The organism is Aegicerativicinus sediminis (assembly GCF_015476115.1).
GTDB classification, from domain to species: domain Bacteria; phylum Bacteroidota; class Bacteroidia; order Flavobacteriales; family Flavobacteriaceae; genus Aegicerativicinus; species Aegicerativicinus sediminis.
On the sequence record NZ_CP064295.1, the window covers coordinates 3,058,968 to 3,079,433 of the forward strand.

Annotated in this window: 21 protein-coding genes; 10 read left to right on the plus strand and 11 right to left on the minus strand. The window is 34.7% G+C overall.

What is annotated here, in order from left to right; translation table 11 throughout:
- Positions 1-6: 6 nt before the first annotated feature.
- Complete coding sequence (locus ISU00_RS13170) at positions 7-1,221, minus strand: RsmB/NOP family class I SAM-dependent RNA methyltransferase (protein WP_228851134.1); 1,215 nt, start codon at positions 1,219-1,221, stop codon at positions 7-9.
- Between the two features lie 89 nt (positions 1,222-1,310).
- Here ISU00_RS13170 and ISU00_RS13175 point away from each other — a divergent pair, with 89 nt between their 5' ends.
- Positions 1,311-2,429, plus strand: coding sequence for a WD40/YVTN/BNR-like repeat-containing protein (locus tag ISU00_RS13175; RefSeq protein ID WP_228851135.1), 1,119 nt, complete (start codon positions 1,311-1,313; stop codon positions 2,427-2,429).
- Positions 2,430-2,450: 21 nt separating this feature from the next.
- Here the strand turns inward: ISU00_RS13175 and ISU00_RS13180 are convergent, their stop codons facing one another.
- From ISU00_RS13180 to ISU00_RS13210, 7 genes are all read right to left on the minus strand, one after another.
- Positions 2,451-2,837, minus strand: a complete 387-nt coding sequence (locus ISU00_RS13180; protein WP_228851136.1) for a sensor of ECF-type sigma factor — start codon at positions 2,835-2,837, stop codon at positions 2,451-2,453.
- 65 nt (positions 2,838-2,902) lie between these two features.
- Entirely contained in the window at positions 2,903-3,412 is a 510-nt protein-coding gene (locus ISU00_RS13185; RefSeq protein WP_228851137.1) for a hypothetical protein, read from the minus strand.
- A gap of 30 nt (positions 3,413-3,442) precedes the next feature.
- Positions 3,443-3,985 (minus strand): RNA polymerase sigma factor, encoded by a 543-nt coding sequence (locus ISU00_RS13190; protein WP_228851138.1) that lies wholly within the window; start codon positions 3,983-3,985, stop codon positions 3,443-3,445.
- 290 nt (positions 3,986-4,275) lie between these two features.
- Positions 4,276-6,102 carry an ABC transporter ATP-binding protein gene (locus ISU00_RS13195; RefSeq protein WP_228851139.1) on the minus strand — a complete coding sequence of 609 codons (1,827 nt, stop codon included), beginning with the start codon at positions 6,100-6,102 and terminating at the stop codon, positions 4,276-4,278.
- Positions 6,103-6,106: 4 nt separating this feature from the next.
- Entirely contained in the window at positions 6,107-7,837 is a 1,731-nt protein-coding gene (locus ISU00_RS13200; protein WP_228851140.1) for a phospho-sugar mutase, read from the minus strand.
- Between the two features lie 76 nt (positions 7,838-7,913).
- Positions 7,914-8,864 (minus strand): glycosyltransferase family 2 protein, encoded by a 951-nt coding sequence (locus ISU00_RS13205; protein ID WP_228851141.1) that lies wholly within the window; start codon positions 8,862-8,864, stop codon positions 7,914-7,916.
- The gene (locus ISU00_RS13210) at positions 8,864-9,385 is read right to left on the minus strand and encodes a DUF4199 domain-containing protein (protein WP_228851142.1); all 522 of its coding nucleotides are present in this window, start codon (positions 9,383-9,385) and stop codon (positions 8,864-8,866) included. The genes ISU00_RS13205 and ISU00_RS13210 overlap by 1 nt, the downstream gene beginning before the upstream one ends.
- 157 nt (positions 9,386-9,542) lie before the next feature.
- Between ISU00_RS13210 and ISU00_RS13215 the strand changes: the two genes are divergently transcribed.
- The 4 genes from ISU00_RS13215 (at position 9,543) to ISU00_RS13230 (ending at position 13,135) form a co-directional block, all read left to right on the plus strand.
- Positions 9,543-9,794 carry a type B 50S ribosomal protein L31 gene (locus ISU00_RS13215; RefSeq protein WP_228851143.1) on the plus strand — a complete coding sequence of 84 codons (252 nt, stop codon included), beginning with the start codon at positions 9,543-9,545 and terminating at the stop codon, positions 9,792-9,794.
- Between the two features lie 88 nt (positions 9,795-9,882).
- The gene (locus tag ISU00_RS13220) at positions 9,883-11,058 is read left to right on the plus strand and encodes a GlmU family protein (protein ID WP_228851144.1); all 1,176 of its coding nucleotides are present in this window, start codon (positions 9,883-9,885) and stop codon (positions 11,056-11,058) included.
- 123 nt (positions 11,059-11,181) lie between these two features.
- Positions 11,182-12,507, plus strand: a complete 1,326-nt coding sequence (gene mtaB, locus ISU00_RS13225; RefSeq protein ID WP_228851145.1) for a tRNA (N(6)-L-threonylcarbamoyladenosine(37)-C(2))-methylthiotransferase MtaB — start codon at positions 11,182-11,184, stop codon at positions 12,505-12,507.
- A gap of 112 nt (positions 12,508-12,619) precedes the next feature.
- A complete protein-coding gene (locus ISU00_RS13230; RefSeq protein ID WP_228851146.1) occupies positions 12,620-13,135 on the plus strand; it encodes a hypothetical protein in 516 nt (171 codons plus the stop codon).
- 61 nt (positions 13,136-13,196) lie between these two features.
- Here the strand turns inward: ISU00_RS13230 and ISU00_RS13235 are convergent, their stop codons facing one another.
- The gene (locus tag ISU00_RS13235) at positions 13,197-13,493 is read right to left on the minus strand and encodes an N-acetyltransferase (protein ID WP_228851147.1); all 297 of its coding nucleotides are present in this window, start codon (positions 13,491-13,493) and stop codon (positions 13,197-13,199) included.
- Positions 13,494-13,610: 117 nt separating this feature from the next.
- Between ISU00_RS13235 and ISU00_RS13240 the strand changes: the two genes are divergently transcribed.
- From ISU00_RS13240 to cls, 3 genes are read left to right on the plus strand one after another with little or no spacing between them, the layout of a single operon-like run.
- On the plus strand, positions 13,611-14,279 hold the full coding sequence (locus tag ISU00_RS13240) for an alpha/beta hydrolase (protein ID WP_228851148.1): 669 nt from the start codon (positions 13,611-13,613) through the stop codon (positions 14,277-14,279).
- A 30-nt stretch (positions 14,280-14,309) separates the two neighbouring features.
- Positions 14,310-15,251, plus strand: a complete 942-nt coding sequence (locus ISU00_RS13245) for a lytic transglycosylase domain-containing protein (protein ID WP_228851149.1) — start codon at positions 14,310-14,312, stop codon at positions 15,249-15,251.
- Positions 15,252-16,706, plus strand: a complete 1,455-nt coding sequence (gene cls, locus ISU00_RS13250; RefSeq protein WP_228851150.1) for a cardiolipin synthase — start codon at positions 15,252-15,254, stop codon at positions 16,704-16,706. It begins immediately after the preceding gene.
- On the opposite strand, the gene ISU00_RS13255 is transcribed toward cls, so the two are convergent.
- Complete coding sequence (locus ISU00_RS13255; RefSeq protein ID WP_228851151.1) at positions 16,707-17,411, minus strand: hypothetical protein; 705 nt, start codon at positions 17,409-17,411, stop codon at positions 16,707-16,709.
- Between the two features lie 294 nt (positions 17,412-17,705).
- Here ISU00_RS13255 and glgP point away from each other — a divergent pair, with 294 nt between their 5' ends.
- Positions 17,706-19,352, plus strand: coding sequence for an alpha-glucan family phosphorylase (glgP, locus tag ISU00_RS13260; protein WP_228851152.1), 1,647 nt, complete (start codon positions 17,706-17,708; stop codon positions 19,350-19,352).
- A 52-nt stretch (positions 19,353-19,404) separates the two neighbouring features.
- Here the strand turns inward: glgP and ISU00_RS13265 are convergent, their stop codons facing one another.
- Positions 19,405-19,965 (minus strand): tetratricopeptide repeat protein, encoded by a 561-nt coding sequence (locus ISU00_RS13265; RefSeq protein WP_228851153.1) that lies wholly within the window; start codon positions 19,963-19,965, stop codon positions 19,405-19,407.
- 245 nt (positions 19,966-20,210) lie between these two features.
- Between ISU00_RS13265 and rpmH the strand changes: the two genes are divergently transcribed.
- A complete protein-coding gene (rpmH, locus tag ISU00_RS13270; RefSeq protein WP_228851154.1) occupies positions 20,211-20,372 on the plus strand; it encodes a 50S ribosomal protein L34 in 162 nt (53 codons plus the stop codon).
- The last annotated feature ends 94 nt before the right edge of the window (positions 20,373-20,466 follow it).

Here is a 20,466-nt window from a genome sequence, read left to right on the forward strand (position 1 = left end):
CATATGTTAGGAAATACGTTCCAACTTTGCCATATAAAAACCATCATTTCCGGTTTTGTGAGACAGAATTTTGTCATCCTTAACCAGTTTAAAATCCTTTCCTTCCTCACTTTGTAAAAATGACTTCACCTGATTTTGGTTTTCCGAAGGTAATATTGAACAGGTGGCATACACCAATTTTCCACCTGGCTTAACCATTTTAGAATAGTCTTTTAACAGCTTTTGTTGGGTTTCCCTAATTTCATTTAAAAACTCTGGGCGTAATTTCCATTTTGCATCTGGATTTCGTCTTAGGACTCCAAGACCTGTACATGGCGCATCGATTAAGACTCTGTCCATTTTACCATGTAATTTTTTTATCACCTTGGTTGAATCTATTAACCTCGTTTCAATATTGTGTACGCCATTTCTCTTTGCCCGACGTTTTAATTCATTCAATTTATTTTGATATATATCTAAAGCGATTATTTGCCCTTTATTATCCATTGTATCAGCTATATGAAGGGATTTACCGCCAGCCCCTGCACAAGTATCGGCCACTCTCATACCTGGTTCTGCCTCAATGTATGAAGCCACTAGTTGGGAGGATGCATCTTGAACCTCGAACCATCCATTTTTAAATGCTTCTGTTTGAAAGACGTTTCCTCTCTCTTTTAATTTTAACGCATTAGGTAACTTAGATAGGTTTTCGGTTTCAAAACCTGCATCAAAAAGTTCAGCTTTTACTTTATCTACATTGGTCTTAAGTGTATTTACTCTTAAAACGACATCAGCCTGCTCGTTTAATGCAGCTATTTCTTTTGTCCAGATAGGTTCTCCAAGTTCTTCAATGCCCAACTCATCCATCCAATCTGGAATCGATTCTCTGTATTTTCTTATTTTCTGTAATTCATCAAACCTCCCCTTTATTCTTCTATTAGGAGTATCCTTAAAGTATGGCCAATCGGGAAGTTTAATGCCTCTAAGTGTTGCCCAGACAGCGAATACACGCCATAAATCATCACGGCTATATGGTGATTTTACTTCTGCAATTGAGGTGTATAAGCGTTTCCACCGTACAATTTCATAAATCGTTTCAGCTACAAACCCTCTATCCCTGCTTCCCCAGCGTTTATCTCGTTTAAGTAATTTCTCTATAGTTTTATCTGCATAAGAACCATCATTAAAAATCTCAAGAAGTCCATCGATGACTGCAAAACATAAATTTCGGTGTAAACGCATAAAATTTTTTAGGATTAAATCTTACTTGCGTAAGAAGATGTAATTTCGTGCAAATTTAGGTATTAAAGTACTTTTCAAACTTTTTTTCAATGAAGAACTTAAAATCACTCTTTTCCATCCAGTTAATTGTTGGTTGTTTAATTACGTTTTTAATGGTTTTGTCTTGTAGGGAGGAAGTGGCCTATCTTAAAAAAGATATTTCCACATTGAAGATAAATGTTCTTATGGAAGACAGTTTGTTGAATGTAAGAGCTCTGGAGGTGTCTCCTCCAAATATAGGTGTTTTTGCAACCTCAGATGGTAGGATAGGTTTTATAACTGCCGACGTTCCTATTATGCCCAATGCCAAGACTTCAACATTAACAGTTACAATGGCGCAGAATTTAACCTTCAAAGCTGATACTATTATTCCAAATTTCAGATCATTAGCTATAACAAACAAAGGTTTATTTGTTATGGGAATTGGGTCTCCCGCTATGTTGTTTAAAGTTGATTCAACAAACACAGTAAATGTTGTCTATAGGGAAGATGACCCAAAAGCTTTCTATGACTCTATCGAATTTTGGAATGATGAAGAAGGGATTGCAATCGGTGATCCAACTGGGGATTGTATGAGTATTATAATAACGAGAGATGGTGGTAATACTTGGAGTAAAATTGAATGTTCCAAATTGCCTAGAGTAGAAGAGGGTGAGGCTGCTTTTGCTGCTAGTGATTCAAATATTGCAATCGTGGGTGATGAGGTTTGGGTTGCAACAGGAGGAATGTCGAGTAGAATTTTTTATTCTCCCGATAAAGGAGAAAGTTGGGGTGTAAAGAACACCCCAATTATTCAAGGCAAAGCCATGCAAGGAATGTTTTCTGTTGATTTTTTTGATTCTTTACATGGGTTTGCTATAGGCGGGGATTTTGAGGATCCAGGAAACAATCATAATAATAAGATAAGAACTTCAGATGGTGGAATGACCTGGAAGTTGGAAGGAGCAGGTACTGGACCTGGCTATCGCAGCAATATTTCCTATATACCTGGAAGAGGCAAAGAGTTAGTTGCTGTAGGTTTCAAGGGAATAGATTATTCCAAAGATGAAGGAAAGACTTGGAGACATTTGAGTGATGAAGGGTTTTATACGCTTCGTTTTTTAAATGACACTATTGCCTATGCTGGTGGTAAGGGTAGGGTGGCCCTGTTAGTTTTTAGTAGGCAATAAAAAAAGGCCAATCGGCCCTTTTTATTCTCCTTTATCTTCGTCCCGGTTATGTCGCCGCTTAAATTCTTCAAACATTTTTTTGTTGAACTCATCCTCGGCAATTTTCAACATTAAAATTTTCTTTGAAGACAGGACTTTTTTCAAATCTTTCATATAATTCTCCTTTAATGAAAGTCTAGATTTATCTAAATCATTAAGGGTTTTTATTGCTTTGTCTGCTTCATTTTCTGATAATTGAGCCACATCTTTATTATTGAAAAGATCTCGATACTGATTTCGAATCGTATGTTCTTGCTCTTGGTATGTATTGTAAATGGGCCAGAATTTTTCAGCCTCAGTTTTAGAAAGTTCAAGTTTCTCGGTAATAAAAGCGGTCTTAAGAGCTTTAATTCTCTCTCTGCGATCCATTTTTTGCGAAAAACCCTGAAAACTGAAAAATAGTATAAATGCTATTAAAATAAAATTTTTCATTGTTATTCGTTAATTAGGTCATCAATTATTAATTGGTCTTCAAAATAAGACTGAAGGGCATCTTCATGAATTTGAGTTTCCTCTAAATAACTCAAATTTAAATCTTCATTTTCCATTAGGGTTGCAAGTTCCTCGCTTGTAAATGATATATCTGAAAGATAATTATCAATAGAACTTGTTTCTAATTTTTGAAAATTAGTCGACGTTGTTGGGGAATTGAAAAAACTAAAATAAACAACCAAAATTGCTGCAATCGCCATTGCAACTTTAATTATCGGTCTTTCAAAAATCGGAATAACTCTTGGTTCAACCTTGTCTGCCATTGCAGATTGGAGATTCTTTTCGAAGGAGGAGAAGTAATCTTTTGGGACGGTAAATCCAGATGCTTCAATATTCGATTTAAGATTTTCCTCGGAAATTTTCGCATACATGGAACTATCAAAATCCTGAAGATAATCCTTCGGAATTTTGAAACCGCTTCCTTTGCCACTATTAAAATCCAATTCTTTCATACTATTAAGACTATAAAAATCGATTAAGGTTTAATTATTTAGTACAAATTCTTCTATCTTTTTTACCGCAATATGGTATGAGGCCTTCAGGGCCCCTTCACTGGTGTCTAGAATTTCCGACATATCTGAATACTTCATTTCTTGAAAATAGCGCATCCTAAATACCATTTGCTGTTTTTGAGGTAGCTGGGCTATGGCTTTTTGAAGCTTCAATTGCATTTCATCTCCTTCAAAATATGGGTCTGATGTAAGATTGCTGACCATTCTTTGTTGTAATTCCTCACTTGAAATTTGCAATTGCTTGGCTCTGTTGCTTAAAAATGTCAAAGCTTCGTTTGTTGCAATCCTATACATCCATGTATATAGTTTGCTGTTACCCTTAAAATTATCGATGTTATTAAAAACTTTAATAAAGGTGTTTTGAAGCACGTCATCCGTATCCTCATGCGAAGTAACCATGTTACGAATATGCCAATACAATCTTTCTTTATATTGGGATAAAAGATCTGTAAACGCTTTATCCTTAGAACTTTTTGATTGTAATCGGACTAAAAATTGGGCTTCGGTTTCCAATTATAAAGGCTTTTTCTTGAGACTTGTGAAATTATCAAAAGTTTAATTCAAATAATTATAAACACAATGTTTTATGTAAACAATTGATAAACAGTATTTTAAAATTATTTAAATCGATAAAATGCATAAAAATACGATAAAATGCATTTTTTTCTTGTTTTGTCCAAACAAATGTTATAAGTTTACACCAGCCTAACCTACTAGCCAATGTATTACCAGTCTCCCCAAATCTGGTAATATTCTGAAAGGGATGTAACCTGCTGTTATGTCCCTTCTTTCTTTTATAAAATTTAACTGAAACTTTGCATCTCAACGAGACGCTTATAAATACCTCCAGATTGTAAGAGTTCACTATGCGTGCCTTGTTCCACAATCTCACCCTTTTGCATAACCACAATATTATCTGCATTTTGTATTGTGGAGAGGCGGTGTGCTATAACTAATGATGTTCTATTTTTCATCATATTTTCCAAAGCCTGTTGAACGAGTCGCTCACTCTCCGTATCTAGAGCAGAGGTTGCTTCATCTAAGATCATGATAGGTGGATTTTTGAGAACCGCCCGTGCAATACTTAATCTTTGTTTTTGTCCGCCTGATAATTTATTGCCCGAATCTCCAATATTGGTATCGATGCCATCAGGTAATTGTGATACAAACTCCCAGGCGTTTGCAATTTTTAAGGCGTCTATTATTTCATCATCAGTGGCGTCTGGCTTACCAATTAATAGATTGTTTTTTATTGATTCATTAAACAATATTGAATCTTGGGTTACTAAACCAAGTAGATTTCGGAGTGACTTTTTTGTAATATTTCGTATGTCCTCCCCATCAATCGAAATCTTGCCTTCGTTAACATCATAAAATCTAGTAACTAAATTGGCAATTGTGCTTTTACCGCTACCAGACTGCCCCACTAGGGCCACAATTTTGCCTTTTGGAACCTCCAAATCGAAATTTTTCAATACTGGATTTTCATCGTATCCAAATGAAATTTTTTCGATAGAAATTTTGTCATTAAAATTATCCTTCACAATTGCATCAGGTGAATCTTCTAATGAAGATTCTGTTTGCAAAACCTCTAGAATTCTATCCGCAGCGGCATTACCAGCTTTAACACTGTAACTAGCTTTACTTATGGCCTTTGCAGGTGTAAGTATTTGGTATGCTAGTGCCATAAAACCTATAAATGCACCTCCAGACAAGCTATTGTCAACTAATACCATTTTACCCCCATACCAAAGCAAGGCAGCTATTGTTACAATCCCTAAGAATTCACTTGTTGGCGAAGCCAAATTTTGGCGATTCATTAAAGAATTTGAAAAATTGTAAAATCGACTTGTGGAGGTTTTAAACTTATTTGTAAAGGTTTCTTCAGCATTAAAACCATGAATGACTTTTAGCCCTCCAAGGGTTTCCTCCAAAGTGGAAAGAAATTCACCTTGTTCTTTTTGTACCCGCCCAGATTTACGCTTTAAGGTTTTACCAATCCGTGAAATAATAAATCCCGCTACTGGAATAAATAGGAATACAAAGATGGTTAGTTTCACAGAAATTGTAAACATTGCAATTATTGCAAACACTATAGTGAGGGGTTCCTTCACTATAAGTTCAAGCATTGCGAGCATTGAGTTTTTAACTTCGTTTACATCGCCAGAAATACGAGCGATTATATCTCCCTTTCGTTTTTCAGAATAAAATGAGATGGGAAGGGATATAACTTTTGAATAAATATCATTCCGCAAATCTTTTAAAACTCCATTTCGAAGAAAAGTTAAAAAGTAAAGGCCCAAATAATTAAAAAAGTTCTTTAATAAAAAGAGACCAATGATTACAAGAATAAGATAAAAAAGAGTTTGTTGCGGTCCATCTTCTGTATTGGTGGTAGTAATAAAATAGTTCAAACTATTTTCCAGATAATCCTTAAGATTATCAAGACCTTTGTAGATAGGCTTTTCGTGTATCTTTTCACCTTCTCCAAATAGCACATTTATCATTGGCATTAAAGATACCATTGCCAATGTGCCAAATAAGGCATAAAGAATATTACAAATGATATTCAGTATGCCATATTTCTTATAAGGCGTTATGTATTTGGAAAGCTTTTTTAAATAATCCATTCGATTAACTTAGTCCCATTACCTCCGAAATGGAGGCAATTTTGGCATCGAGTAAGTCACTAACCTTTTGCATATCTGAAAGCGACTCTAATGGAGCATTTACACTCATATAAAACTTAATCTTAGGTTCTGTTCCACTAGGTCTTAGTGCAATTCTACTACCGTCTTCAAGATTATAAATAATAACATTTGATTTTGGGATGTCTATTTTCTCGGTTCTTCCACTTTCCAAGAAAGTCTTTTTTGAAATTGCATAATCCTCGATACTCTCCACTTTAATGTCCTTAACAGAACGAATGGGGTTTTCACGAGCATCTACCATCATTTGCTTTATTTCCTCTGCACCGCTAATTCCTTTCTTAGTTAGTGACACCAAATGCTCTTTATACAAACCATGCTTTCTATATAGCTTCAACAATTCTCCGTAAAAAGAACATTTATTAGCCTTTGAAATTGCTGCAATTTCACATGCAAGTAGGGTAGATGTTACCGCATCTTTGTCTCTAACAAAATCTCCTACCATATAACCAAAACTTTCTTCCCCTCCACCAATAAATTCTTGTTTAGGAAAATCAACAATCATTTTGGCTATCCATTTAAATCCGGTAAGGGCTTCTTTGTATTCCACAAAATATTTTTCAGCCAATTTTTTCATCATTGGAGTGGAGACAATTGTGGATGCTATAAATTGTTTGCCGTTTATTTTTTTTGCTTCCCGCCATTGATTCAAAAGGAAATCGGTCATAACAATCATGGTTTGATTTCCGTTAAGCAAAACAAGTTCTCCTTCAAGGTTTCTCACGGCAATACCCAATCTATCACTATCTGGGTCGGTTCCGATGACAATATCGGCGTTAACTTTTTCAGCAAGATCCATTGCCATTTTTAAGGCAGCTGGCTCTTCGGGATTAGGAGATTTTACAGTAGGGAAATTACCATTAGGTTCAGCCTGTTCCTCCACAATATGAATATGCTTGAAACCTGCTGCCCTTAATGTATCGGGTAAAACGGTTATAGAGGTGCCATGAAGTGAGGTGAAGACAATTCTTAAATTATCTCGAACCTCCATAGGAACCTCAAAGCTTCCATTTGCAACTGAAGCCTTGATAAATTCCATATCGACATCCTTTCCAATGATTTTAATTAAATCTGGTTTAGGCAGGAAATTAATATCCGAATAATCCACATTTTCTATTTCGCTTATAACCTCATGGTCTTGGGGTGGTACCAATTGGCCTCCATCCTGCCAATAAACTTTATAACCGTTATATTCCGGTGGATTGTGGGAAGCCGTTAAAACAATGCCACATTGACAATTTAGATGTCTTACCGCAAATGATAATTCTGGTGTTGGTCTTAAATCTTCAAATAGATATACTGTTATATCATTTGCCGAAAAAACATCCGCAACAACCTTTGCCAATTTTTTGCTATTATTTCTGCAGTCGTATGCTATTGCCACTCCCAAGGCTTTATTCGGGAATGATTGTTTCAAATAATTGCTTAATCCTTGAGTGTTTTTGCCCAAGGTGTACTTATTGATCTTATTGGTGCCGATTCCCATAATACCGCGCATGCCGCCTGTTCCGAATTCAAGGTCTTTATAAAAGCTTTCCTCCAATTCCTTGGCATCATTCACCATAAGATTTTTAATTTCTTGCTGGGTATCCGTGTCAAAACTTGGTGTAAGCCATGCATTGACTTTTTCTAGAATTTCGGGTTTAATTTGATTCATTTCTTGAGCAATTAATAGATTACAAAATTAACTATTTCGCTTCTAACAACCTTAAAGATGGTTGAATTAGGCTAGTTTAAGAGATGTTTAATTGTTCCTTAATTAAGTATCGACGTCTATCTTCCCTGTTTCTTAAAATTAATTCACCTAGAAATCCCGCAACAAAGAATTGAGTTCCTATAATCATGGTTACCAATGCAATGTAGAATTGTGGGCGTTGGGTAATTAATCGTCCCGCAGGATCTAAAAATAACTTATCGATTCCTAAATAACCTGCGAATCCGAAACCTATAAGAAACATTAATACCCCAAGAGCGCCAAATAAATGCATAGGCCGACGGGCAAATCTTGAAATAAACCAAATTGTCAAAAGATCTAGGAATCCATTGATAAACCTATCTATACCAAATTTAGTTTCACCATATTTCCTTTTCTGATGCTGTACAATCTTTTCGCCAATTTTTGTAAAGCCCGCATTATTTGCCAGTACTGGGATGTAGCGGTGCATCTCACCATGTACATCTATGTTTTTAATTACTTCATTTTTATAGGCTTTCAATCCGCAATTAAAATCATGCAGATAGATGTTAGAAGTTCTTCTTGCAGCCCAATTAAAAAGTTTGGAAGGTAAGTTTTTAGTTAATTTTGAATCGTGACGAACTCTTTTCCAGCCAGAAACCAAGTCATAGTTTTCATTGGTTATCAAATTCACTAATTCAGGAATTTCATCAGGACTATCTTGTAAATCTGCGTCCATGGTTATTACAACATCACCAGTTGCAGCAGCAAAACCAGCATGTAACGCTTGCGATTTGCCAAAATTCTTTAAGAACCTAATTCCTTTAACTTCATGGTGAATCTGGGATAGTTCGGCAATTGTGGACCAGGAACCATCATCGCTGCCATCGTCTATGAAAATAACTTCAAATGAAAATTTTTGGGACTGCATAACCTTTGCAATCCAATTGTAAAGTTCTCTTAGAGATTCTTCCTCATTGAGTAATGGAATAACAATTGATACGTCCATTAATTGCGGTCATTTTTCATAATTAAACCGGTGATTAATGAAAATATGAAACCAAAAAATACAGAAAATATTAAACTCATGGCACTGATAATGGCCGGAGAACTAAACTTTTTGGCAAATGACAATGCAGTTTGAAGTTGTTCATCAGTCATATCTGGGTTAGATTTTAAAATAGCCTCTCTCTGAACTTCCGCCATTTGGTTCATAAAATCGGGCTCGATCACATTAATAAAAATTAGGGTGTAAAGAACGCTTACAATCCCTCCAATTAAAGCTACACCAACACCAACTTTTAATGCCTGACTTATTGAAAGGAGATTCTCATTGGCTTTTTTATATTGCTTTATTCCGTAAACCACAAAAATTAAGATTATTAATAATCCAATTAATCCCGAGACCATATTCTGCTCTAAATGCATGTTAAGGATATAAAGAATCACGCTTAAACCTATACTCGCTAAACCTAGTAGAAGGCCAGTATTAATAATTATTTTCTTTGAAGATGTAGAAGTAGCTTCCATAATTAAAATTATTTTTATTGGTAATGTTAGTTAGTAAACAAAGATAGTAAAAGGTTACATGTTGATTTAATAATAAATTTTAATAAAACAGTTGTTTTATCTGTAGAAATTAGTAAATTTGCACCTCGAAAATTGAAACCCAATAAAGTAGGAAGCGATGAAAAAAGGTATACATCCTGAAAACTATAGAGTTGTAGCATTTAAAGATATGTCTAATGAAGATGTGTTTTTAGCTAAATCTACAGCAGATACCAATGAAACAATTGAGGTGGAAGGTGTTGAATATCCATTGGTAAAGATGGAAATTTCCAGAACATCGCATCCATATTATACTGGTAAAGCAAAATTGGTAGATACTGCTGGGCGTATTGATAAATTCAAAAGCAAATACGCTAAGTTCAAAAAATAACCTGTTTTATAAACAGTACAAAAGCCTTTCGAAAACCGAAAGGCTTTTTTTATTTTTACGGTGCTTGTACATCTTTCAAACTCTATAAATGAATTACATTCTTTTTGACGGCCAAGAACGCATAAACTTATTGCCATTCACGTTTACACGTCCAGTTTCTGAAATTAGAATAGGAATTCTAACCATAACTGAAAAATGGAAATTCTATCTAAAGCAAGAAGTGTCTTTTAAAACCGAAGACTATCTTCAAAAAAAATTTCCTTTGAAGTTGCAAGGAGACAATATCTTCATTAATGGCTCATATTTGCCTTCAATTGAATTAGTTAATGAAATCCATAAATTGAAGGTTCAAGAAAAACTAACTAAAAATGGAACTGTAATTGCCTATAGATCCTCCACTTTATGTGGTGAAAAAGAATTGGTTGCCTTCTCATCTATGGAAACAGATTTAGATCCACTAAAAATCAATTATAACTGGGATATTTTTTCCAAAAATGGCATTGCCTTAGAAGCAGATTTTGAATTGATCACCAAAGACAGAAAATCGGTACCAATTCCTAATACCGTCAATGTTTTAAATAAAGAAAGGATTTTTATTGAAGAAGGGGCTCAATTAAACTTCGTTTCCCTAAACGCAAGTAATGGACCTATTTATATTTCTAAAAATTCAGAAATAATGGAGGGTAGCCATATTCGAGGACCTTTTTCTCTTGGTGAAGGAGCTGTGGTTAAAATGGGTGCCAAGATTTACGGCCCAACCACTGTTGGTCCGTATTGTAAGGTTGGCGGTGAGATAACTAATTCTGTGTTATTTGCCCAATCTAATAAAGGTCACGATGGCTATTTGGGCAATTCAGTTTTAGCGGAATGGTGCAACCTAGGTGCAGACACAAATAATTCCAATTTAAAAAATAATTATGCTGAGGTACGACAATGGAATTATGCCTCTGAACGATTCGATAAAACCGGTCTTCAATTTTGTGGTTTAATGATGGGTGACCATAGTAAATGTGGTATCAATACCATGTTTAATACCGGAACTGTGGTTGGGGTTTCAGCCAATATTTTTGGAAGTGGGTTCCCTCGCAATTTTGTGCCAAGTTTTAGTTGGGGAGGTAATGGCGGTTTCTCAACCTATAATACATCTAGAGCCTTTGAAGTTGCAGAACAAGTGTTCTCTAGACGGAATTTAGAGTTTTCTCAAATTGAAAAAGATATACTTTTGGAAGTGTTTGAGTTAACCAAGAAATATAGACACTACTAGAATCATTATCGGACCAACTCCTCCAGTTAATACTTTTAAAATCAGTTTTAAAGGGTCGATTTTAAATTGTAAGTTTGCAGGCTTAAAATTAGACAGGTAAAATATAGAGGAATCGCCAAGTCAATGGATAAAAAAGTTGCATTTTATACGTTAGGTTGTAAACTGAATTTTTCGGAGACATCTACTATTGCAAGAAATTTTGAAAATGAGGGTTTTCAGCGAGTAGATTTTTCTGAAAGTGCTGATATCTATGTTATTAACACCTGTTCGGTAACTGAGAATGCAGACAAACGTTTTAAGACCATTGTAAAACAGGCCCAAAGTGCTAATCCCGATGCTTTCATCGCTGCAGTTGGTTGTTATGCCCAGCTTAAACCTGAAGAGTTGGCTGATGTTACTGGTGTGGATTTGGTTTTAGGTGCTACCGAAAAATTTAAGATCACCGATTATCTTAACGATTTAACTAAGAATGATTTTGGAGAAATTCATTCTTGTGAAATTGAAGAGGCTGATTTTTATGTTGGAAGTTATTCAATGGGTGATCGAACTAGGGCATTTTTAAAAGTTCAAGACGGCTGCGACTATAAGTGTACATATTGTACAATTCCTTTAGCAAGGGGGATTTCTAGGAGTGATAAATTAGAGAACGTTTTGCAAAATGCTTCTGAAATTGCAGAACAAGGCATCAAAGAGATTGTATTAACTGGTGTAAATATTGGTGATTACGGGAAGGGTGAGTTTGGTAATAAGAAACATGAACATACATTTTTAGATCTTGTAAAAGCATTGGATGAAGTGGAAGGGATAGAACGCTTACGAATTTCTTCCATTGAACCCAATCTCCTTAAAAATGAAACAATTGAGTTTGTAGCTCAAAGTAAAACCTTTGTTCCCCACTTTCATATTCCATTACAAAGCGGAAGTAATGAAATTTTGAAGGCTATGAGAAGGCGCTACCTGAAGGAATTATATGTTAATAGGGTAGAGGCTATTAAGAAAAGTATGCCCCATGCTTGTATTGGAGTCGATGTGATTGTGGGTTTTCCAGGAGAAACGGATGAGCATTTTTTGGAAACCTATCATTTCCTAAATGAATTAGACATTTCTTATTTACACGTATTTACTTATTCTGAAAGGGACAATACGCTGGCTGCCGAAATGGGTGAAGTAGTGCCGAAATCAATTAGAAACAAACGCAGTAAAATGCTTCGTGGGCTTTCATCAAAAAAACGTAGGGCATTTTATGAGTCTCAAGTTGGTACCCGCCGCACTGTATTGTTTGAGGGTGAAAACAAATTGGGTTATATCCATGGCTTTACTGAGAATTATGTTAAGGTAAAATATCCCTGGGACCCAGATTTAATAAATGAACTTAAAACAGTCGATCTTAAAAGTATAGATGAAGATGGGCTGATGAGGGTAGAATTTGTTGAGACTCTCGTCCATTAAACGGTGTTTTAGACAGTTAACTGCATTTCAACCGTATTTTTTTCCACTCATCTTATTTTTTTAATTGTTGAGATTTTGCGAAATATTTTTACCCTTGAAAATTTTCGCCCCAATGAAAAACTACTTTTACCTATTACTAACCTTATTGTTTACTTTCGCAACATCTTGTTCAGTTGATAAGGTTTCCGATGAAGAATTTGAATCCATTAAAGGCTCTTGGCTATTAACCTCTTGGCACGTTAATAATCCTGTTGATTTAAATAATGATGGCATTGCAACATCTGACTTTTCTGCTGGCTGTTTCACTGATTCTAATATTGTATTCAATAACGAAGGTCGAGGAACCATTTTCTTTAGCTCTAAAGTTGAATACCATACTGAAGAAGAGAATGGAAATATAACCTATATGGTTACTTGTGCAACAAGTACCGAATTAAAACCTTCTCCAATAAGCTATTCTGTTGATAAAGATATTATCACCATTTATGATGAAGATAGGATTTCCCAATTGGTAAAAGAAAACAACCGACTAGCGTTGACTATCGAAGGCGGCTTCATTACAAGAGATATCAACACTTTTGAAATTACATCAAAGCAAGACGTAACATATTATTTTACCAGGCCATAAACATTTTGTAGATTAAAATTAATCTAATAGTAAAAAGGCGAAAATAGTTGAAGATGAATTCTTAAATCCTGATCCCTACAGGCAGCATTTTCTTGTATCGTCTATTTCTTCGGATGAATTTTGCAATTTCAGGACTCGTAGGTACTACGCTTATATTTCTTTCCTGAATATCCTCCATAACAAGTTTTAAAAATTCCTCTTCAAATTCGTCAGAGTGGATCCCCTTTGGGATTACCATCTTGGTGAGGAAAATTTTGCGATCTTGGAGTGAATATTCAATTTTAGCTAAAGATTCGTCAATTTTAATTTCATATTGACGTAAGAAATCGTTGTCTACTAGTTCTGCTGCATCAATCATAATAACATTATTTTAAATACAAGGGGGTAAGTTAGAAACTGCTAAAATCAATAGATTTGCAGTGCAAAGGTATGAAAACTATTGCAAAAATGAAAGGTAACACTCTGTTAAAACCTTATGAATCAAGATATCATACATGTTTATCTTATGCCTGGGATGGCAGCTAGCTCTCGGATTTTCGAGTTTATAAGCCTTCCGGAAGATGAATTCGAAATCCATTACTTAGATTGGGAAGTGCCTGATCCAGAGGAAACACTATCCTCATATGCTAAAAAAATGTGTGGGAAAATAACACATCCTAAGAGTGTCTTATTGGGTGTTAGCTTTGGAGGAATTCTTGTTCAGGAAATGAGTAAATATTTAGACCTTAAAAGACTTTTGGTAGTCTCAAGTATTAAGAGTAAACATGAACTTCCTAAAAGATTGGCTTTGCTAAGGGTAACAGGAGCCTATAAAATTCTTCCTACCCGTTGGGTTAAAAATTTGGAGCACCTTGCTCAATTTTCATTTGGTGAAACCGTAAGCAAACGAATTGAGTTATACAAGAAATACCTTACTATGGATGACCCCGTTTATTTAGACTGGGCGATTAAGGAAATTATTTTTTGGGATCAAGAGGAGCCTCTTAATAATGCCATTTATATACACGGCGACAAAGATCTAATTTTCCCTCACAGTTGTGAAGGTAATTGTATCGTCATAAAAGGAGGTACCCATATAATGGTTATCAATAGGGCACGTTGGTTTAATGAAAATCTTCCTAGGTTGATAAAAGAGGGCAAATGATTTTTTTTGTTACATTTATCAAAAAATTTCATGAAATTCTTCACACATCTTTTTGCTATTATTGGGGTTATTTCAGTGGGGGGTCTTTTCATATATTCTTCCCAATCGCCCAATACGAATACCGATCCTGAGATTCAGTCTAATACGAAAATGCTGAATGATTACAACGTCTATGCGCTTAGTGTACCTGAGTCTATAGAATTTGCTGGTGAATCAGTTCCTTTAGAAGATCCAGATGTTTATGAACGTATGGATAGGGAGCTGTTGGTTAATACTTATTGGCAATCTAATGGTTTGTTACTTTTTAAAAGGGCTGCCAAATATTTTCCAGTAATAGAACCTATTCTTAAGAAAAATGGAATTCCTGAAGATTTTAAGTATTTGGCTGTCATTGAAAGTGGCTTAACAAATGCAGTTTCTCCAGCTGGAGCTAGAGGAGTTTGGCAAATTATGGCTGGTACTGGTAAGGATAATGGCTTAGAAGTAAATGATAATGTTGATGAGCGTTACCATTTGGAAAAGGCTACGGAAGTTGCTTGTAAGTATATAAAGCAATCTAGGGACAAATTTGGTTCTTGGACATTGGCTGCTGCTGCTTACAATGCAGGTAACGCCGGTGTATCTAGACGGTTGGATGACCAAAAGGTTGATGACTATTACGATTTACTTTTAGGTGAAGAGACCGGTCGATACTTATTTAGAATTTTAGCTTTAAAGGAAATTTTGAACCATCCGAAAAAATACGGTTTCAATTTTTCTGATGCCGATTTGTATAAAACTATTCCAACGACAAAAATTATGGTTGACAGTGAGGTTACAGATTTTGCCTCATTTGCTCTAGACCATGGTATAAATTACAAAATTTTAAAAATTCATAATCCATGGTTGAGGGAGGATCATCTAAATAATAAATCAAAAAAGGTTTATTATATAGAGATTCCAGAGGAAGGATATTATCCTGCAAAACCATAAATGATAGATTATATAAAGGACAACACTTGGGACATACTGTTGTTCATCAACTATGTTTTGTCCATTGGTGCTGCAATTCTTGTTCTTCTCAAGAATGTTAATCCAACCAAAACCCTCACTTATATAATTGTATTATTGGTATTTCCCTTTGTGGGGCTAATCGTTTATTATTTTTTCGGTCAGGAATATCGCAAAGTAAAAATCTTCAATAGGAAGGATGTTTTAAACCAAAAAATCATCAAGGATGTACAGGAAGAATTAAAACTTGCACCAGCAGAGATTAGGATAATTAGAAACCAACTGGACGAAAAGGTTAAACTCGTTCGACTCTTATCCAAAAGCGATAAGTCTCCTCTCACCATGAAAAATGAACTTGAATTGTTGAAAAATGGTGAAGAAAAATTTCCAAGACTTTTTGAGGATTTAAAAACTGCCAAAGACCATATCCATGTTGAATATTACATATTAGAAGACGATAAAATTGGTACCCAGTTCATCGATTTGCTGTGCGAAATGGCAAAATCTGGAGTGGAAGTTCGTTTAAGTTATGATTATGTAGGTAGTAGTATTAGCAGTAAGGCCAAACGAAAAATGAAAATTGCAGGCATACAATTTATGCCATTTATGCCGGTATTGTTTTCTGGTTTGACAGGCCAAATGAATTATAGAAACCATCGAAAAATTGTTATAATTGATGGTAAAATTGGATATGTTGGAGGAATAAATGTGTCCGACAAATATGTAAATAATGGCAAAAGCGATGTTTATTGGAGAGACACTCATTTAAGGATTGAAGGCGAAGCAGTGAAGGAGTTGCAAATCAATTTTTTTAACAATTGGAACTTTGTTACAGATTCAACATTAAAAATAACTCCAAACTATTTTCCTCCTAATTCTATTGAAACCGAATTACCTGTGCAAATAGCTGCTAGTGGCCCGGACTCCGATTGGGCAAATATTATGGAAGCTATCTTTACTTCCATAAATACTGCAGACAAATATGTTTATATAACTACACCATATTTTATTCCAAACGAGCAGATTGTAACGGCCCTGCAAGTTGCTTCAAGGTCTGGTGTGGATGTACGACTTGTTATACCTAAAAATTCCGATAGTTGGGTTGCAAAATATGCCACGAATTCATTCTTAGATAGGTTGTTAGAAGCAAATGTGAAAATCTATAGGTACTGTAAAGGATTCATACACGCAAAAACTATTGTAGTGGATGATATGTTCAGTACAGTGGGAACTTCTAATATGGACAACCGTAGTTTTAATATAAATTTTGAAATAAATGCCTTAATCTATAATAGGGATTTCACACTGAAACTAAAGCAGCAATTTTTTGATGATGTCGAGGAGTGCGAATTATTGGATAAAGAGGAATGGTTTAATCGTCCGAAAATTGATAAATTAAAAGAATCCTATAGCCGTCTTTGGGCTCCACTGTTGTAGTTAGTAATCAGGGTCATTTTCTTCATCTAAGGTAGTGATCACACCTTCTGAGGTGTTTTCGTCCTTAAACAGTAATAATGCCAAATTTTTGTATGTATTATCAAAAGTATATTCAGTCTCATCTTTTAGCATTAAGCTGAATTTCTTATTAATATGCATTAGATGTTTTGTTTGATCAACAAAAAAGCAAGTTGGGGCACCAAAGGAATGTTTATATGTTTTAATGAGCAGATTGTTTTTGTTATCCCGTTCATCTACATAGGTGACAATAACATCCTTGCTAAACGCCTTAGAAGCTTTTTTTACAACCTTCTCGTCTGACCAATACAAAACAATAATTGCAATTTGCTGGCTATATTTCAAAGCTATGTCATTTATTAAAGCAACTTCATCTTCATTTTCTAACATCCATGGCGTTCTTGTGATAATGATGAACGGTATTCCCAAATCATCTGTATTAATGGGATCCCCTTTAATTCGATTTAAAGTTAGATTAGGGATTATACTTCCTCTCAAATGTTTTTGAAATAGAGAATCGAAAAGCATTTCTGCCTTTTCATATTCATAATTCTCTATTGCTGCATTGGAGTTTTTAATGTACTTGGGTAAATGCAGGTCCAAGGCCTTATCGAATTGCATCTCAGAATTCTGTGCAAACAATTGAAGGTTAAGTAATAAGATAGTTATGAGTAAAGTTATTCTCAAATAGTTGGGGCTTACAATTTGTTAAAACAAAATTATAGGATTGAGCAATAAACTTCAAATTTAATCGTTAAAGCACGAAAAATTTTAAGAAAAATACTACATATCATACTAAATTCGTCTTGAAATTATCTTTCCTAGTCATTATCTCCATTAATTTTTTATTATTATAACCATTGAAATTTGGTTGAATCAAGAAGTTGTCTAATTTTAGCCACTTAATTTTTTAAGTGTTTTTTAGTTGTTGAGAACAAATGGAAAGCATCAATTTCATTCTTTAATTAAATTTCAGTTTAAATGTCTTCATCTTTATATAGTACATGGTATCATCCGTACAAACCAGCAAAAGAATTTAATAAAAAGGTAGCATACTTTAGTATGGAATTTGCTATTGATCAAGCTTTGGCAATCTATTCCGGAGGATTAGGTTTTTTAGCTGGTTCCCATATGCGTTCCGCCTATGATTTAAAACAAAACATGATTGGTGTTGGAATCCTCTGGAAGTATGGTTATTACGACCAGGCCAGAAATGAGGATCAATCCTTGAGGGTTGAATTCAACGAAAAAACATATGATTTCCTTGAAGATACTGGTATAACAGTTAAAATTCAGTTGCATGAAAATCCAAATGTGCATGTAAAGGCTTATGTTTTGAAACCTGAAATTTTCGGTAATGTTCCATTATATCTATTAAGCACGGATGTTGAGGAAAATGATCATTTATCTAGGACTATTACGAATCATCTTTACGATTCAAACGAATTAACACGTATTTCACAAAGTATAGTATTAGGTATTGGTGGGGCTAAGGTTGTTGAGGCTTTGGGAGGAGCAGATATTTATCATCTCAATGAAGGACATGCACTTCCTGCATTTTATTACTTAAAGGATAGAGGGGTTAAAAAATCCCAATTGGCATTTACTACCCATACCCCTGAAAAAGCTGGTAATGAGGAACGGGATGGTCGTCATCTTAACCGTTGTGGTTTTTTTGGAAGATATCTTTCTGACATGGAGTTAGAAAAGGAACTAGTTAATGACGGTATGATTAGTTATACTGTTTCTGCCCTAAGAATGGCGAACAAATCCAATGCTGTGTCCAAATTACATGCTAAGGTTTCAAAAAACATGTGGAAGGATTATAAGGGTGTTTCTAAAATAATGGCTATCACTAATGCCCAAAATCAGCATTATTGGCAAGATGATAAACTCAAAAATGCCCGGAAAAGGAAAAGTTCTAAGAATTTTCATACTCGGAAAAACGAATTAAAGAAAGAACTTTTTGCTGAAGTCTATAACCAAACGGGTAAAGAATTCGACCCAGATACCCTTACTCTAGTTTGGGCACGTCGCCTTGCAGGCTATAAACGGGCAGATTTGTTGCTACATGATTTGGAGCGATTTAATAGGATTGTACATAATACAGAATACCCAGTTCAAATAATATGGGCAGGAAAACCGTATCCATTTGACTATTATGCCATTGATATTTTTAACCATCTAGTTAATCATTCCAAGGGATACGCAAATTTGGCAGTACTGATTGGATACGAATTAGATTTGTCTAGAAAATTAAAATTAGGATCTGATGTTTGGTTGAACACTCCGAGAATAACACGTGAAGCTTCTGGAACAAGTGGAATGTCTGCAGCAATGAATGGTTCAGTGAATGTTTCGGTTAATGACGGGTGGATTCAAGAATTTGAAAAGGATGAAGTAAATAGTTTCGTGCTGCCAAAAGGAGATCACACTAAGCCAGTTTGGGAACAAGATAGAATCGATGCCTATAACCTATATAATGTATTAGAGAATAAGGTTATTCCAACTTATTATGATGATCCAACTGCTTGGCATAAACTCGTGATTAATGGAATTGAAGACGTTATTCCTGAATTTACAAGTGAGCGAATGGCAAAAGAGTATTATTCTAAACTTTATAAATAGTATAATAAAAAAGCCCTGAAAATCTTCAGGGCTTTTTCTATAATTAAATAATTTACCTTCTTCTCATTTGGCGATTGCCATAATGTTGATTTGGGATATTTGCGCGCTTCATGCTGTCCTGCATCATTTTAATTTGGTCGGTAAGTATGTTTCGTTTGTCCAATGTTTTAGCCTCTGCTAAAAGTCTTTTCGCTTCCTGGGGTCTTCTTTTACTGAATGCAATACCCGCCAAATTCAATTTTGCCATAGCTAGGTCATGATCCATTGACAAGCCAAATTCCACAGACCTTTTAAAATATTTTTCTGCTTCATTCATGTTGGTTTGAGAAACCATTATGCCATGAAGGAAATTATAATAACCCTGCTGTTTTTTTACTAAGGCAGAAGATGGATTTTTAATTTTATCTAACCATTTTTTGGCGCCATCAAAATCCTGTTTCCTCAAACGTAGAAATGCCAAAAGAATCATTTCGTTCTTGAAATACAGAAATATGAATACAAGAGACAATAATATTAAGGAGATACCATTACCTATATTATTTTCGGTAAATTGGTAAACTGCGTACCCGATTATAAGTCCAGCAAGAACTAACTTTATATTTTTATTAAACATATTTATTATTTGCTAAAGGAGTGCAAAGGTAAGAAATAAAGGCTTATTCTTCTATATGGACTCATTTAAAGAGCCATAAATACTTTGAAAATATTGATTGTTAATAAGCCGAAATTCTTGTTGAAAATTATTTATTTTTGCACTTGCTAAACTAAAAAGTCTTTGTATATTTGCACGCAGTTTTTAGAACGCCTCAAACGTAAGTTGTAAATAAGATATTTCAGAAGAATTAAAGATATAGAGAAATGAGCAAAAGAACGTACCAGCCTTCCAAGCGCAAGAGAAGAAATAAACACGGATTCAGAGAAAGAATGGCTTCTGTAACCGGAAGAAAAGTCCTTGCTCGTAGAAGAGCTAAAGGAAGAAAGAAATTATCTGTATCTTCTGAAATCAGACATAAAAAATAATGATTAACAATTGTTGATATTTAAAGGTGTTACTTAGGTGTAACGCCTTTTTTTATACTTATTCGATTCCTAATTTTGCACACCAAATATTTAT